Source organism: Flavobacterium columnare (assembly GCF_014844295.1).
Classification (GTDB): Bacteria; Bacteroidota; Bacteroidia; order Flavobacteriales; family Flavobacteriaceae; genus Flavobacterium; species Flavobacterium columnare.
The window spans coordinates 1,398,378-1,413,807 of sequence record NZ_CP054494.1 but is presented as its reverse complement, the minus strand read 5'-3'; the positions used below and the strand labels follow the sequence as shown (position 1 = coordinate 1,413,807).

Sequence of the window (15,430 nt, the reverse complement as noted above, 5' to 3'; positions counted from 1 at the left end):
TTTCTTTTACTTAAATAGTTTTTGGATAAATAATGAGATAACAGAAGCAATTCCAGTAATTGTTTGTATTGATTTTTTCCTATTAATTTTTATAAAATTTCTAAAATTTTATAATAAAATAATTGACAATTTGTTAAAAAAAACTAATAATGAATTAATCAATCCGTTTATATTTATTTCAAGTTTTAATTTAAATGTGAATAGTTTCTATTTATTTATAACTTTTTTAGAAGTTTTATTTCTTTTTATTTGCCTCTAATCCAGATGTCGCGGATATGGCACAAAGTGATACACGCCCCGACCGCTCGGATATGCGGTAAACGTTAGCGCAGAAATGTTTTCTGTGCGTACAACAGAGAGTAAAAAACAAAACACGCTTACGGGCGTGTTTTTTTGTGGGTTAAAGATTGTCTAAAGCCTTTGTAAGATTGTTTTTAACCCCGATCGATCGGATATAACACAAAGTGAGTCCCCCGATAGCTCGGATTTACGCAATCGTTAGCGCAGAAAATGTTTTCCCAGATGTCGCGGATATGACACAAAGTGATATGCGCAATCTTGGCTCAACGCAAACGTTATCGCAGAATTGCATTCTGTGCCCGCAACAGTGATTAAAAAATAAAACACGCTTTAGGGCGTGTTTTTTTGTGGGTTGTAGTAAAGAAATAAAACGATTATTTTGAGATGGACTGAATTTTAGTTTTGGCAATAAAGGCATCAATGGTAGCGAAGATATGTAATAGTTAATATTTAATCTGACAGTTACCAATTAAAGTATTAATTTTAAACAAAGATTAAATATGACAACAAATCAAAAAATAATAGGTAATAAAATTGGACTATTAAACTTAGCAAACAAATTAAAAAATGTATCAGAAGCTTGTAGGATTATGGGCTACAGTCGTGATAGTTTTTATCGTTTTCAAGAATTATATGAAACAGGAGGCGAATTAGCACTTCAAGAAATAAGTCGAAGCAAACCCATTATTAAAAATCGTGTTGAACCCTACATTGAGCAAAAAGTAGTAAGCATTGCTACAGATAATCCATCTCTAGGTCAGCAAAGAGTGAGTAATGAATTGCGTAAAGAAGGCATTGTACTTTCTCCTGGAGGAGTTCGTTCGATTTGGCTTCGTAATGATTTAGAGACCTTTAAAAAGCGATTAAAAGCCTTAGAGACAAAAGTAGCAAAAGAAGGTTTGATTCTTACTGAATCACAAGTCGTAGCCATTGAAAAAGCTAAAGAAGAAAAAGAAGCTCACGGAGAAATAGAAACCGCTCATCCAGGTTATTTGGGAGCACAAGACACCTATTATGTTGGCACAATTAAAGGAGTAGGAAGAATTTACCAACAAACTTTCATAGACACTTATTCTAAAGTTGCTTTTGCAAAACTATGCGACCAAAAAAATTCACTCGTAGCAGCAGATATGCTCAATGATAAAGTGCTCCCATTTTATCAAGAACAAGATGTTTCTTTACTTAGAATACTTACCGATAGAGGAACAGAGTATTGTGGTTCACAAGATCACGATTTTCAACTTTATCTAGCTATTGAAGACATAGATCATACTAAAACCAAAGCTAGAAGTCCTCAGACTAATGGTATTTGCGAACGTTTTCATAGAACTATACAAAATGAATTTTATGCCATAGCTTTTAGAAAAAAAGTTTATAACTCAATTGAACAACTTCAAATAGACCTTGACCTTTGGCTGATAGAATACAATCAAAACAGCCCCCATTCTGGTAAGTTTTGTTATGGACAAACTCCTTTAAAAACTTTTTTAGACACCAAATATTTGGCAGATGAAAAAAACTTGAATAAATTGCATCAGAATCATTTTTTTCTTTCATCTGAAAAAGCCCCGCAGGAATTGAAAAAACAAACAATCTGACAAACTTAATTTAACTTACAACTGTCAGGTAAAGTAGTGGCTATTACACTTCAAGCTACTTTTCTTTCATATAGCTTATTATCTCTTATACAAGCACAAACTCTGTGAATTAGTTTGTTTCTAATATTGTTGATGACTAATATTTTGTTTTTTTCTTCAGCTTTTCAAAACAAAAAAGTTTAGAGTGTTCTTAATAATAGTATTGGTTTTTTTATCGGGTGTTTTATTTTCGTTTATTCCATTTTAATCCTATTATGTTTATATTGTTCTTTTTTAGAAATTGTAATACTTTTGTGGAAAAATAAATAAATGATGAGAAACGATAGATATACTTGTACGTTTGTAGCTGTGATGTTTTTTTGCTATACACAAGGACAAACAGGTAATGGTATTAGTAAAACTTTACAACAAAAAACAAATGCAGTAGAAGTATCATCTAACAAAGAAAGGATTAAGACAGAAGTCTTAGTTCAAAAATCGGTTCCTGATGTGAAAAATAATTTAACTTCGGGGGTAACAAATCCAACAACCAAACTAGAAGTAGATAGTGAAATAGAAGGAGTTTCAGGACTTAAATTTACACAGTTAAAAAGCACAAGTTCTACAGTACAACCTAATGGAAAAGCTTTAACGGTAGATAGTCAAGGAAATGTAATACTAACCCCGATAACTGGTTCGGGAGGTACATATTCGGATATTTACGGTAGTGATGGTACGCTTCAGGGAGATAGAACCGTAAATATGGATGGTAAAAAGTTGAATTTTATAAGCTCTGCAAATGGTACTTCGGTTCTAAATATTGATGCTAAATCTGGAAGTATAGGAATAGGTACAAATACTTTATATTCAAAATTAGAAGTTGCGGGTAGTTTACCCGATGGACAAACATTTGCTGATGTGAATGATAGAAACAATAAATGTAGGATAATAAATGCAGGTTATCCAGTAACTACTTCTGGGGGAGATAGAACACTTCAGCTATTTGATTTTCCAAAATCTAATATAAATCCCAATGAGTCGTCTTTTTGGTTTAGTTTGACTGATAGGTCTGATGCTAGCCGTTTTATAGTTGAGGCAAGACAAGGAGGATATGGGTATTTTAAATTTACAGATGCAAAACAAAAAGATTGTTTTACAGTTTCGAACAACGGTGCTGATTTTGTGTTTTTAGAAATGCCTAAAAAAGATACTCACGTAGTATTAGGAGGTACACAAGCTTGGCCTATTGCTCATACTTTTTGGGTTAAAACAGGTTCATCCAAATTTGATAGTGATGTTTTTGTAGATACACATATTGGAATTGGTACAGATAAATTTGTAGATCCTGTTGATAGCAATAAAGAATACAAACTTTCTGTTAAAGGCCGTGTAAGAGCAGAAGAAGTGAAAGTATACAATACTTGGGCAGATTATGTTTTTACTAAAGATTATAAATTACGTAGTTTAGAGGAAGTAGAAACTTTTATAAACGAAAATAAACATTTACCTAATGTGCCATCGGCTAAAGAAATAACAGAAAAAGGGTTGGAATTAGGTGAGATAGCTAGAGTACAGCAAGAAAAAATTGAAGAACTTACATTATACTTGATCCAACAAAACAAAGAAATTCAAGAACTAAAAAAGAAATTGAATGCAATGTTAGAAAAAAAATAATTGTTTTGAATATTGATTATAATTTAAAACTGGTTTGTATTACAAACCAGTTTTTTAGAGAAAAACAAATTTAATTCATATTTTCTCAAATACAATCCCTACTTTTGCGCCGAAATTTCACTTAAATTCATGAAAAAAAAGTTTTTAACTTTCAATAAGTACTTGATGGTCAAGGCTTACTCTTTGACAGAAATACTCATTGTGCTTTGTATTATTGGTATCTTGCTATTAATGGTATTGCCTAATCAAACATCGGTAATTAGTCAAGCTAAATCTATTGAAGCCCAAGCTATGCTAAATCAAGTTTATGGATTAGAAAAAAGTTATTTTTATAGATATTCTAAATTTTCAGGGAGTTTAGAAGAATTAGGTTTTGAACAAGAAAAAACTGTAGATGAGGGAGGACAGGCCATTTATCGAGTTGAAATTATAGAATCATCTAATGAGAGTTTTTTGGCAAGAGCAACAGCAGTATCAGATATGGATGGTGATGGGAGTTTTAATACTTGGGAAATCAATAATTTAAAAGTATTAACAGAAGTTACTAAAGAATAAATTGGATATACTTTTGCAACTGATATTCATTGCAGTACTTATTTTTATTTTCTATCAGGATTTAAGATATAGGGCTATTCATATTATATTACCAGTGTTAGTAATCATTATAGCCTTTTTTTTACTTTCGTTACCTTTTTCTTTAGTTATAAAAAACACACTAATTAATGGTGTTTTTTTTCTTTTAATTTTTGGATTAATGGTGATTTATATGAGAGTAAAAAATAAGAATTATTCTAATCCTTTGCAAACTTATTTTGGTCTAGGAGATGTTATATTCTTTTTATCGGTAGCACCGTTATTTGAACTAAAAAAATATTTAGTTTTTATTATAACTAGTATGTTTTTTTCTATAATACTTTATTTTGTTTTTCTAAAAAGAAAAGGTACAGAATCTATTCCATTAGCAGGCTTTTCAGCTTTCGTTTTATTATTTCTATTATTAGTGAGAAGTTTTCTTAAACCTTTTACGTTATTGTTATTCTAATTATGGACAATATATTAGATGTTAATCCAGAAAATATTTTGGCTATTTCTAGTGAGTTAGCCAATCATTATCGTATTATCCCAAAACAAGTAGATAATGATTTTTTACAATTATATATTGATACTTTATACAAAAACTCAAATACTCAAGAGGAACTTGAACTTTTAACAGGTAAAAACATTAAACTATTTGAAGCAAACACTAATATAATTGAAAAGGCATTGTCTATTCATTATCGTAAAGAACGTATTGATACTAAAAAAAAGAATTTTGATGTTGAAAAACAGGATTTTCTAGAATCGTTACTAGAAGAAGCAAAAGTATTAAAAAGCAGTGATATTCATTTTGAAGTTTATGAAGATAATGCTCGAATTCGTTTACGTATTGATGGTCAGCTTATTGAACGGTATAAAATTCAAAAGGATAATTATCTTGAGTTGGTGAATAAAGTAAAAATAAAGGCTAAACTTAATATCACTGAAAAAAGATTGCCGCAAGACGGGCGTATTACCAATGAAGCTTTTGATATAAGGGTGTCCATTTTGCCAACACTTTTTGGCGAAAAGATAGTGATGCGTTTATTAGGGCAAGATGCTTCAAATATTGATTTAAATGCTTTAGGTTTTAAAAACGATGAATTAGAAAAGTACCTTCAAGCCGTAAAGAAGCCCAATGGTATTATTTTAATAAGTGGTCCCACTGGTTCAGGAAAAACGACTACTCTGTATGCTACTTTAAAATTATTAAATGACAGTAAGCGTAATATTGTTACCGTAGAAGACCCGATAGAATACACTCTCAAAGGAATCAATCAAGTACAACTCAAAGAAGATATTGGGCTTACTTTTGCTTCTGCTTTGAAATCCTTTTTACGACAAGATCCAGATGTGATTATGTTGGGAGAAATTAGGGATTCAGAAACGGCACTTATGGCTATTAGGGCTTCACTGACAGGACACCTAGTTTTATCAACTATCCATACAAATTCTGCTATTGGTACCATGTCGCGTTTAATTGATATGGGCGTTCCTGCCTACTTAATCTCTGAAACCTTAAATTTATCAGTAGCACAACGATTGGTCAGAAAACTTTGTGAAAATTGTAAGCAAGAAGTAAGTGTTGATAAAGAGGATTTTCCCATGAGTTTTCATTTTCCATATCCGCTTGAAAAACACTTTAAAACGTGTGGATGTAATCAATGTTTTCACACTGGATACAAAGGTAGAACAGCTATCTATGAAGTAATTCATGTAGATAACAAATTAGCAGCAGCTATAAAGCACAATAATATAGTTGAAATTTTTGAAAACGACAAGGTTCACCAAACCTTAGCTCATAAAGCTTTCGATCTCTTAGCAAAAGGAGAAACCTCATTAGATGAAATTTATCCAATTTTAATTGCACAATAAAAATGTTTAAAAAAATTATTTACCTCCTTTTAGGTATTGTTTTATCTCATACAACTTATGCACAACAGGATCTCAACCAATTGGGATATAAGTTTGATGAATTATCTAAACAAAAAAAAGGTATAAATGAAGTTTTAAAAATTAATGTTTCAGGACTTTCATTACACGATTTCATAGCTTCAATTGCCGAAGAACATCAACTCAATATTGATGTAGATACTGATTTAAATCAAACGGTAGTTAATAATTTTTACGATGTAACAGTTAAGGATGTATTTTTACATTTAGTGCAAAAATATGATTTAGAAATAAGTTTTTTAAATAACATAATTGTCTTCAAAAAGAGAAAAGAAATTAAGATTGTTGAGAAAAAACAACCCAAAATCATTGATGTAAATTATAATAAAGAAAATGACTTCCTCTCCTTGAAATTAGAAAACGATTCCCTTCCTGCTGTAGCAAAAGCAATTATAGATAAATCGGGAAAAAATGTGGTTTTAGCTCCAGAAATCAAAGGACTAAAAGTATCTTCCTATATTTTGAACAGACCTTTTGATCAGGTTCTACAAATGATGTCTAAATCCAATGACCTTATTGTTTCAAAAGACGAAAATGGTTTTTTCTTTCTAGAAAAAAACAAAGAGCTTAATAGTAATAGCGGAAATGCCTATGGAACTAATACTTTTAGTAAAAATAAGCAAGCAAAAGCAAGTAGGGGTGCGCTAGGATATTATGATATTTCATTAGATAAATCAGGTTTTTTAAATGTAAATGCAGATGGGGCTGATGTAAATGATATTTTAACGGAGGCAGCAGAAAAGTTGCGTATCAATTATTTTTTATATAATAAACCTGAAAATGAGAAAGCCAGTTTATCTGCTGAGCATATCACTTTTGATGATTTATTAGATCATGTTTTTAAAGGCAGAAAATACACCTTCAAAAAGCAAGATAATTTATACTTAATAGGAGAATACGCTACAGAAGGACTTAGATCAACCGAGATGATTCAACTAGAAAACAGATCAATAGAGAGTGTGCAACAATCTTTGCCAAGAGTATTTGCTGAAAAACTTGAAATTAAAGAATTTGTAGAGTTAAATAGTCTTATTGTTTCGGGATCTAAAAAAGCAATAGACGAGCTTCGTCTTTACTTAAAACAAATAGATAAGGTAGTACCCATGGTACAAATTGAAGTAATTATTGCCCAATACAACAAAGGATATGATATACAAACAGGTTTTAAAGCAGGGCTTTTAGGTAAAGGACAAACGCCTATAGGTACTTCAGGTACTTTATATCCTACAGCGGATATGTCTTTAAATAGCACTTCAATAAACAGTTTAATCAATGCCTTCAATGGTTTTGGTTTGTTTAAAATAGGAAAAGTAACAGAAAGTTTTTATGCTAATTTAAAATTATTAGAAAATAACTCGATACTTAAAGTAGAATCAACACCTAAAATAGCTACTATAAGTGGTCATGAAGCCAAACTTGCCATTGGTGAAACCAGCTATTATTTTGAACAAAATAATCAAATTTTGAGTAATAATATTGGGAACAACATACTCCAATCAGGCACATGGAAACCAACGGATGCAAATTTGAGTGTTTCTATAAAGCCTTTTGTGTCTACAGATGAAAATGTTACTTTAAATATTGCCGTCGAAAAGAGTTCTTTCTTAGGTAGAGCAGGAGAAAATGCTCCTCCTGGTAAAGCTACTCAAAAATTCGAGTCATTAGTAAGAGTTAAAAATGGAGAAATGATCTTGTTAGGAGGGCTAGATGAATTGAAAAAAGAAAATTCAGGAACAGGAGTGCCTTTAATTTCTCGAATTCCAATCTTAAAATGGTTTACCAGTAGTCGTAAAAAATCAAAAAGCGACGCAAAACTCCATATATTCATCAAACCAACTGTTGTATACTAATGGTACAATATCTAAACAAAATAATTAAATTCAGTAGAATAAATGTTATAGGCATCATTAAAAAAGAAGGAGCTGATATTTACCATGTATTAACCCTTTTAAAAAGAGGTACTACACTTAATATATTAGATTCCAGAAGCTTTGATGATTTTGAAAAACTTTTAAAAACCACTGATATCAAGATTCCTGTAATTCTTGTAATGGATGGTAAAGGAATACTACACAAAAAAATTGATAATGAAAAAGAAGAAGATCTTAATTGGTTAAAAACAATCGATTTTGCCAATATATACTACACGACTTTTCAATATGAAACTATAGGTTTTATGAGTTTTTGCAGAAATGAACAGGTTGACGAAAAGATACTTTTTTTTCAAACCAATCATTTTCAGGTGTTAGATGTATATATTGGAGCATTTCCAGTTGCTTTTTTAAAAAATCATATCAACACAAATATTGTTAAGGCAGGTCCGTTAGAGTTAATTTTTGAGGGCAATGAATTGGAAAGTTTTGTTAAAAATGATAAAACTACTTCCATTCAAATAGGTCAAGATAATCTCTTGAGTACTCATTTACCTTTATATGCTAGTGCCATACATTTTTTTTTGCAACCAGAGGAAATCACTAAAACTGAAAACAAAATCAATTTAGAGGAATTAATTTTTCAAAAAGCTTTTACGAAATTGGGGCTTACTATGTTGGTGTCATTTTTTGTTTTACTTCTCATAAGTTATACCTCCATTCAATATTTTAATAGAATGATAACAGAGCTTAATCTAGAAGTTATCTATTCTAACCAATCCTATAAGCAAATTAAAGCATTAGAAAAACGAAGAGAGCAACAATTGGTGATTCTGAATGAATCTGGATTAACTTCCAATATATTTATATCCCATTATATTTCTGATCTATTACTAACTATACCCAAAAGTATAAAGCTGAGTGAATTAAATTATGCTCCTATTGATAAAGAAACCAAAATTAATAAAAAAATATTGATGACCCCTAATGTTATTCTAGTTAAAGGACAGACCAACGAAGAAGGTGTTTTTAATAATTGGCTAATTAATTTAAAAAGGTTGAGAGGAATAAGAAAATTTGAAGTTGTAAATCTTAAAAAAGATAAGAAAAATATTTCACAATTTGAGGTTAAAATATTATTGAATCATGTTTAATCAGTACACTTTTAAACAAAAGTTTAAAGCACTTATATTTGTGTTTTTCTTGTTACTAATTACTGCTTATAAGCGTTCGTTTAGTCCGCTTATGGATTCTTATGGTGAGTATAAAACACTAAAAGCAAAGACACAAGAAATAAATTCTAAATCTTCTGGGGTAAAGAAACTAAATGAAGAAGTTACTAAGTTAGATTTATTAATTGGTAAAAGTGAAAAAGAAAAGGAAGTTATACAACAAGAAATTATTGATTTTGTGATTAAGAATCATCCCGAAGTTACCATACATACTATTCAACCGATACATTTTTTTAAAGAGGAACACTTTTCTGTTATAACTAATACTATCGTTTTGTCAGGTACTACTAATCAGCTACTCAAAACTGCTTACAATTTTGAAAATCAGTTCGAAAGCTCAAAACTTATAAGCTTACATTTTTTTACAGAAAAGAAGAATGATAAAGAAGAAAAGCTATATTTAAAACTTATATTTCAAAACTATGAAGGTATTTAATAATATATTATTTTTATTTTTTGCGATAACTATTGCAGCATGCGACGATATTTTGGAAAAAGACATTACCACAGATGTCATAAATGTTGTAACACCAAAAGAAGGACATATTGTAGAAAGCAATATAGTAAGTTTTCAATGGGAAACTCTGAAGGGAGCGAATAAATATCGTTTGCAAATAGAAGATAAAAATGCACTTCTAATAAGAGATACTCTAACGAGTAAAACCTTTTTAAAACTACCACTACTGCCTGGAAATTATAAATTTAAAATTAGAGGAGAAAATTTAGGATATGAATCTAAATATACAACTCTAACTTCTTTTGAGATAAAATCACCAACTAGTTTAGAAAACCAATTAGTGATTTTAAAAAGTCCTTATAGTGGGTTTTCTACAAATAAAAATAATTTGACTTTAGTTTGGGACCCCATAAAAATAGCAGCAAGTTATACTTTGGAATTATATGATGTAACTAATAGTAATGTATTGTTATTCTCTAAAGAAGGAATTACGGCTTCTACTTACTCATTGGATTCTAATAACTTAAAAACGGATGCCCTTTATGAATGGAGAGTAAAAGCTGTAAACGCAACTTCTGTTACAGATTTTAATAAGGCTACGTTTTTATTAGATACAACACCACCAAACGCACCTCAAAATATATTTCCTAATAATGCAGATACACGTAAGGTAAATACAGCAATAGATTTTAGTTGGAAATTAGATTCTGATTCTGGAATTATAAAATCTCCCATTGATTATTATATAATAGAATTTGCCACGGATAGCGATTTTTCTAGAGGTCTTGAAAGTCAAATCATAAATACAACAAGCTGCCAAAAGACATTTGCTACTACAGGGACATTTTTTTGGAGAGTAAAGGCTAAAGATAAGGCTGGAAATATAGGGCTGGGATATAGTAAGCCTTTTAGCTTGTTAATAAATTAATTATGAAGAAGAAACTAAATGGTATCCTTTTAATAGGTGTTTTAGGATTATGGGGTACGGTAATCTACAGGTATGTTAGTCATTTTTTTCAGGATAAACCAGTACAAATAGATTTTCAAACTAATAGTTATGCTAAACTCCCTAATAAGATTGAAAAAGATACTTTTTCCTTAAAAAATTTTGCTATAGATCCTTTTTTGAAATCAGTTAACATTCCCAAAATTGAAAATCCTAAGCTAGAACTAAACGTAATAAAATTACCTAAACCTAAAAAAACTGAGATGCAAACAGTCAAGACTCCCAAAGTAATTGAAGAAACCCCTTTTCCTGATGTTAAATTTTATGGTTATATAAAATCACAAGACAAAACAGATGAATTAATTTTAATAAAAATAAACAATAGGTTATTTAAAACTCGATTGAATGCTGATTGTAATGGAGTATTGATCAAAAGAATATATCGTGATTCTTTAGAAGTAAAACATGAAAAAAGGAAATTAATAGTTGTTAAACAACGATAGTTTTTTTATAAGAAGGCTATGCAAAAGAGGCTGTCTATATTTTTTAGACAGCCTCTTTTGTAATTTATGTGGTATTGATAAAATCTTTACTGAATTATGATTTTCTCAGTTTCTTCAAAATGATCACCAGCCATTTTTAAGACATAATTTCCAGGTGCTAAATTTGATAAATCTAGTTCGCTTGTATTGCCATCAATTATAACTGAGTTTTCTAAAACGAGTTTGCCCGTAATATCAAATATTTCAACCTTTGTATTTCCATAGTTTTTAGAAGAAGTTAATTTTATATTTCCTTCTGAAACTGTTGGATATACCTTAATGGTATTCACTTTTTCTGTAACTGATTCATCTGTTTTGGCTCCTAGAGCGCCTGTTAGATTGCCTGAAAAAACACCACGACCATACGTAGCAGCATACACTTTATACGCATTAGGTGCTGTTGGAGAATTTGCTTGAATGTCTAGGTCTGTAACTTTTACATTTCTCATTCCATTATAAGCTTGCTTCCAGATTAATGCTTGATCAGAAGCAGCAGCACTGTTAAAATTAGTAGTATACCAAACTCCTAGATCAGTACCAATCATGATTTCTGCAGCATTTAATGGATTTTGTAAAATTGTTTTCACAGGTAAATCAGGTAAATTACCATCTAGTTGATACCAATTAGTTCCTCCGTTTGATGTATACCAAATATTGTTTACACCGTAATTATGCATAGTCAAGAAGATTTGGTTATCATTTGCTCCAAATTCTATATCAGAAACGCTACCAACAAAATTAGGACCGCTTATATTAGACCATACAGGTGCAGAACCATTAGCTCCTGTAACTTTTAGTAGTTTACCATTCATAGTTCCTATGTACAGAGTGGTAGATGTTACTTTGCCTGTAGCTAAAGCTGTTGCATATCCCGTTAATAAAGCATTGGTTAAATTTGTTCTAGATACCTGTGTATTACCCTTAATGTTAGAATATCTTCTTACTTGGTAAGTTCCATTCAGTGTAAAATCAGAATACACAATATCATTTGTAGAATCTAGAGTCATAGCAGGGTAAAATAGACCTGCACCAGAAGTGCCATCACTTAAAGTTTTAGAGGTAGTACTTCCTACGTTTCTAAGGATCATACTGTCATTATATACATAATTTGTGATATAATACTTGTCAGATCCTTGGTCAAATAAAGGTTTTCCACCATCACCTCCTTGAACTCTAAAGGTATTGTTAACTCCAGCAGAAGCTCCTAAGGTAGAATTAGCAGCAGTAGAAGAACCTGAATAATATTGAGAACCATTGTCTTGAGCACCAGCTACAAAGAAGTCACCAGCGACACCCGTAACGCCATTAGGCATTACTGCTACTCCTACAAATTGTGTAACATTAAAACCTGTATTTCTAGGTGTAGCAGGAGTAGTGGTACTAGCGGCATTACTAGTATAATATACTCCACCATCATTACCAAAAAGAGCTACACTGCTATTTCCTGGTTTGAAGACCATAGCATGCTGATCAGAATGTACGTTGGTTGTCCAATTAGAAATAGCATTCCATGTTACAGCAGGACCATTCGCATTAGCTGTTCTATAAAGATCAATACCTCCTACATACAAGATTTTATCATCAACAGGATCCGATTCAATCATCATGTCATAAAAAGCTTGCTGTCCAGTAAAACCATAGGTGGTTTCGCGTGTTTCATTTCCAGCAGGTAATGATAGAATGGTAGGGGCAGTGTTAAACCCGTTAGTTGTTAGTGCTAATTGTATTTCTACTTTTGTTGCAGTATTTGGATCATCTTTTAATTGAGATAACACATAAATTTTATCAGGGGTTGTACTAGAAGCTTCAATTTCTACTCGTTTTCCTCCCCCTTCAGCGGCAACTGTGTAGCGTAAGTTGAATGTGCTTCCATTGTCTGTTGATTGAAATACTCTACCGCCGCCATCACCATACGTCCAGCTGTCAGTAGATGAAACCCAAATGTCACCATCGACTCCCAATTCTATATCATTAGGACAAGTAGGGTGCCCAGCTACTGATGAAGGTAAATTCAGTTTGATCCATGTACTACCGCCATTAATGGATTTATATAGACCAAAGTTGGAAGCGTTAAAAACAGTGCCATTACGAGACTCTGAATATTGTCCATCGCCCATGGCAGCATAAATTTCAGAAACGCCAGCATTGTTTTTAACGACTAAATCATTTACAAACTGAACACCTGAAACCTCTAAGCCAGAAAACTCAAGTGGGTCAGAAGGTTTTATAGTTCCAGTTAAGTTTGCTAAATTTGCAATCAGTAGATCACCATCTTCTTTAGAAATCATAAGAGTAGGTATAGTTCCTGTAATAGCAGCATCTTCTGACATATTAAATACGGAACCACCTACCGCATTGTTCATTATAATTACACCTATTGCACCTGCATTTTGAGCGACCATTGCTTTTGATTCAAAAGAGCAAGTACCTCTTCTTATTAAAACAATTTTACCGGTATAATTTTGTGAAGTTGCGCCACAAGCATCATCTGTTGGTGCCACTCCATCATCCATTAAAACTATTGGTGCTGTAAAAGTATTGTTAATAGCACCGCCAGGCCATGTAGCAGAACCAGTAGAATATGTTTTTATGGTAGCAACAGCAGAAGGGGCAACAATTTCCAAGTTTTGTAAATTTTTCACAGTTGATGATACAATTCCCCCTCCATAAACTCTAGTCCAAGTAGCACCTCTATCAGTGGTTTTCCAAATACCATTGCCATTTACATCTCCAAACACATACGATTCACCTGTGCCTACATACCAAGTATTTTTGTTGTTAGGATCTATTGCTATGTTTTGAACATTTACATGTTCAGGAAAAGTATCGATTTTTGTCCATGAAGAAGTTGCACTTAAAATATTGTTATTTCTCCATAATCCGCCACTAACTCCTCCAGCTACTACCATATTTCCAGTAGCATCTCCTGGGTCGAAAATAATTGCTCTTGTGCGCCCTCCTACATTGTTAGGACCGCGTTCTATCCAATTGTTAGTTGTAGCATCTCCAGGTATACGTTGTGCCAAAGCCTCTTTGCGTGCTTTTTCTAGATCTTTTCGGATAGTTTCAATATTTTCATTGGTTGGTCTACCTAAATTAGGATTCATTGTTAACAACCATTCTTGTTCATTGTATTTATTGGGAGGAATACCTTCTTCTTTTCTTTGTTGTTTAGATAAATAAAAAGTTTTGTTTATTTTGTTATTAGCTAAAAAATGCCCATGTTTTTTCCTGAGAATCTTAGCTTCTTTTTTAGAAAGTTTTTTGTTTGCTTGTGTGTCTCTTAGCATACCTACATCTCCAGAATGTTGTGAATAGCCTACGGTTACTCCAAACAAAAGAAAGAAGCTAGGGAGTATTCTTTTTTTCATATTTATTTTATTTTTGGGTTAATGTTTGCCAAATATATACATATTTTAATTATAATATGAGTTATGTGTTGAAAAAAAGTATTTTTTGTAATAAAAATATAATTATTTACAATGGCTTTTTTTGTTGGAATGCTTCATATATACAGGGTCGTTCATCAGTTCTTTGATGATTAGTTCTCTGGATTTATCTTTAATGATTTTTTTGTCTTCATGGGTCATTCCCGTTGTTTTTACAAAGGATAAAAATTTAACCCTTAAGCACCCCGGTTTACCACTAAAAAAAGTGTAAGAGAAAAGATTTTTATTATCATAAAAAACCATAGGGACAATGGTTAACTGATGATCAATTGCAATGTTAAAAGCTCCGCTTTTAAATTCATCTAAAATTACACTTTCATCATCAGGAACCTTGCCTTCAGGAAATATACAAATACTTAAACCTTGTTTAATACGTGTTTTTGCTTTCTCGTAAACCTCCGATCGGCTTCGTATGTTTTCACGGTCTACCATAATGGCAGCTCTTTTGTAGAAAAAACCAAAAATGGGAATTTTAACCAATTCTTTTTTACCTACAAAAACAAAAGGATTTTTTACGACGGCTAACATTAGCATGATGTCTGTCATCGAGGTATGATTTGCAATAAACATATAACTATGATTAGGCAAAACAGGTTGCTCGCTCTTGATTTTATAATGAAAACCCATTCCATAAAGAACAATTTTAGCCCATAAGCGCGCCATTCTAAAAAAGTAAGGATACCAAGAATCTTTAGAGAGAGACAAGGTTAAAAAAGGAGACATGATAAGAATCGGTATTAAAACTAATACGTAAAACCATAAACGCCAGATAGACCAAAAAAGAATTTTTAACATTTGCATAGCAGTGATTATTTACTTCAAATATGAATCAAAAAAAATTACCTTTGCGAAA

12 protein-coding genes are annotated in these 15,430 nt (G+C 31.6%); 10 read left to right on the top strand and 2 right to left on the bottom strand.

What is annotated here, in order from left to right:
• Nucleotides 1-800: 800 nt before the first annotated feature.
• From HUE53_RS06245 to HUE53_RS06200, 10 genes are all read left to right on the top strand, one after another.
• Nucleotides 801-1,898: an IS481 family transposase gene (locus HUE53_RS06245; RefSeq protein ID WP_192188789.1), complete on the top strand. Its 1,098-nt coding sequence runs from the start codon at nt 801-803 to the stop codon at nt 1,896-1,898.
• Between the two features lie 312 nt (nt 1,899-2,210).
• On the top strand, nt 2,211-3,551 hold the full coding sequence (locus HUE53_RS06240; RefSeq protein ID WP_192188788.1) for a hypothetical protein: 1,341 nt from the start codon (nt 2,211-2,213) through the stop codon (nt 3,549-3,551).
• A 165-nt stretch (nt 3,552-3,716) separates the two neighbouring features.
• On the top strand, nt 3,717-4,106 hold the full coding sequence (locus HUE53_RS06235; protein ID WP_041253487.1) for a type IV pilin protein: 390 nt from the start codon (nt 3,717-3,719) through the stop codon (nt 4,104-4,106).
• Between the two features lie 211 nt (nt 4,107-4,317).
• Nucleotides 4,318-4,593 carry a hypothetical protein gene (locus HUE53_RS06230; protein ID WP_123906741.1) on the top strand — a complete coding sequence of 92 codons (276 nt, stop codon included), beginning with the start codon at nt 4,318-4,320 and terminating at the stop codon, nt 4,591-4,593.
• Between the two features lie 2 nt (nt 4,594-4,595).
• Nucleotides 4,596-6,002, top strand: a complete 1,407-nt coding sequence (locus tag HUE53_RS06225; RefSeq protein WP_065212943.1) for a GspE/PulE family protein — start codon at nt 4,596-4,598, stop codon at nt 6,000-6,002.
• Between the two features lie 2 nt (nt 6,003-6,004).
• Nucleotides 6,005-7,930, top strand: coding sequence for a type II secretion system protein GspD (locus HUE53_RS06220; RefSeq protein ID WP_014166069.1), 1,926 nt, complete (start codon nt 6,005-6,007; stop codon nt 7,928-7,930).
• Nucleotides 7,930-9,105, top strand: a complete 1,176-nt coding sequence (locus HUE53_RS06215; RefSeq protein WP_014166070.1) for a hypothetical protein — start codon at nt 7,930-7,932, stop codon at nt 9,103-9,105. Before HUE53_RS06220 ends, HUE53_RS06215 begins: the two co-directional genes overlap by 1 nt.
• Nucleotides 9,098-9,619 (top strand): hypothetical protein, encoded by a 522-nt coding sequence (locus HUE53_RS06210; RefSeq protein WP_065212944.1) that lies wholly within the window; start codon nt 9,098-9,100, stop codon nt 9,617-9,619. The genes HUE53_RS06215 and HUE53_RS06210 overlap by 8 nt, the downstream gene beginning before the upstream one ends.
• Entirely contained in the window at nt 9,606-10,568 is a 963-nt protein-coding gene (locus tag HUE53_RS06205; protein WP_014166072.1) for a fibronectin type III domain-containing protein, read from the top strand. The genes HUE53_RS06210 and HUE53_RS06205 overlap by 14 nt, the downstream gene beginning before the upstream one ends.
• A 2-nt stretch (nt 10,569-10,570) precedes the next feature.
• On the top strand, nt 10,571-11,089 hold the full coding sequence (locus tag HUE53_RS06200) for a hypothetical protein (RefSeq protein WP_014166073.1): 519 nt from the start codon (nt 10,571-10,573) through the stop codon (nt 11,087-11,089).
• An 86-nt stretch (nt 11,090-11,175) separates the two neighbouring features.
• Here the strand turns inward: HUE53_RS06200 and HUE53_RS06195 are convergent, their stop codons facing one another.
• Nucleotides 11,176-14,499 (bottom strand): PA domain-containing protein, encoded by a 3,324-nt coding sequence (locus HUE53_RS06195; protein WP_192188787.1) that lies wholly within the window; start codon nt 14,497-14,499, stop codon nt 11,176-11,178.
• A gap of 102 nt (nt 14,500-14,601) precedes the next feature.
• Nucleotides 14,602-15,378, bottom strand: coding sequence for a lysophospholipid acyltransferase family protein (locus HUE53_RS06190; RefSeq protein ID WP_065212945.1), 777 nt, complete (start codon nt 15,376-15,378; stop codon nt 14,602-14,604).
• Between the last annotated feature and the right edge of the window lie 52 nt (nt 15,379-15,430).

Excerpts from the sequence above, each read along its gene's own strand:
- HUE53_RS06245 (WP_192188789.1), top strand. The coding sequence starts at position 801 with ATGACAACAAATCAAAAAATAATAGGTAATAAAATTGGACTATTAAAC.
- HUE53_RS06240 (WP_192188788.1), top strand. The coding sequence starts at position 2,211 with ATGAGAAACGATAGATATACTTGTACGTTTGTAGCTGTGATGTTTTTT.
- HUE53_RS06235 (WP_041253487.1), top strand. The coding sequence starts at position 3,717 with ATGGTCAAGGCTTACTCTTTGACAGAAATACTCATTGTGCTTTGTATT.
- HUE53_RS06230 (WP_123906741.1), top strand. The coding sequence starts at position 4,318 with ATGAGAGTAAAAAATAAGAATTATTCTAATCCTTTGCAAACTTATTTT.
- HUE53_RS06225 (WP_065212943.1), top strand. The coding sequence starts at position 4,596 with ATGGACAATATATTAGATGTTAATCCAGAAAATATTTTGGCTATTTCT.
- HUE53_RS06220 (WP_014166069.1), top strand. The coding sequence starts at position 6,005 with ATGTTTAAAAAAATTATTTACCTCCTTTTAGGTATTGTTTTATCTCAT.
- HUE53_RS06215 (WP_014166070.1), top strand. The coding sequence starts at position 7,930 with ATGGTACAATATCTAAACAAAATAATTAAATTCAGTAGAATAAATGTT.
- HUE53_RS06210 (WP_065212944.1), top strand. The coding sequence starts at position 9,098 with ATGTTTAATCAGTACACTTTTAAACAAAAGTTTAAAGCACTTATATTT.
- HUE53_RS06205 (WP_014166072.1), top strand. The coding sequence starts at position 9,606 with ATGAAGGTATTTAATAATATATTATTTTTATTTTTTGCGATAACTATT.
- HUE53_RS06200 (WP_014166073.1), top strand. The coding sequence starts at position 10,571 with ATGAAGAAGAAACTAAATGGTATCCTTTTAATAGGTGTTTTAGGATTA.
- HUE53_RS06195 (WP_192188787.1), bottom strand. The coding sequence starts at position 14,499 with ATGAAAAAAAGAATACTCCCTAGCTTCTTTCTTTTGTTTGGAGTAACC.
- HUE53_RS06190 (WP_065212945.1), bottom strand. The coding sequence starts at position 15,378 with ATGCAAATGTTAAAAATTCTTTTTTGGTCTATCTGGCGTTTATGGTTT.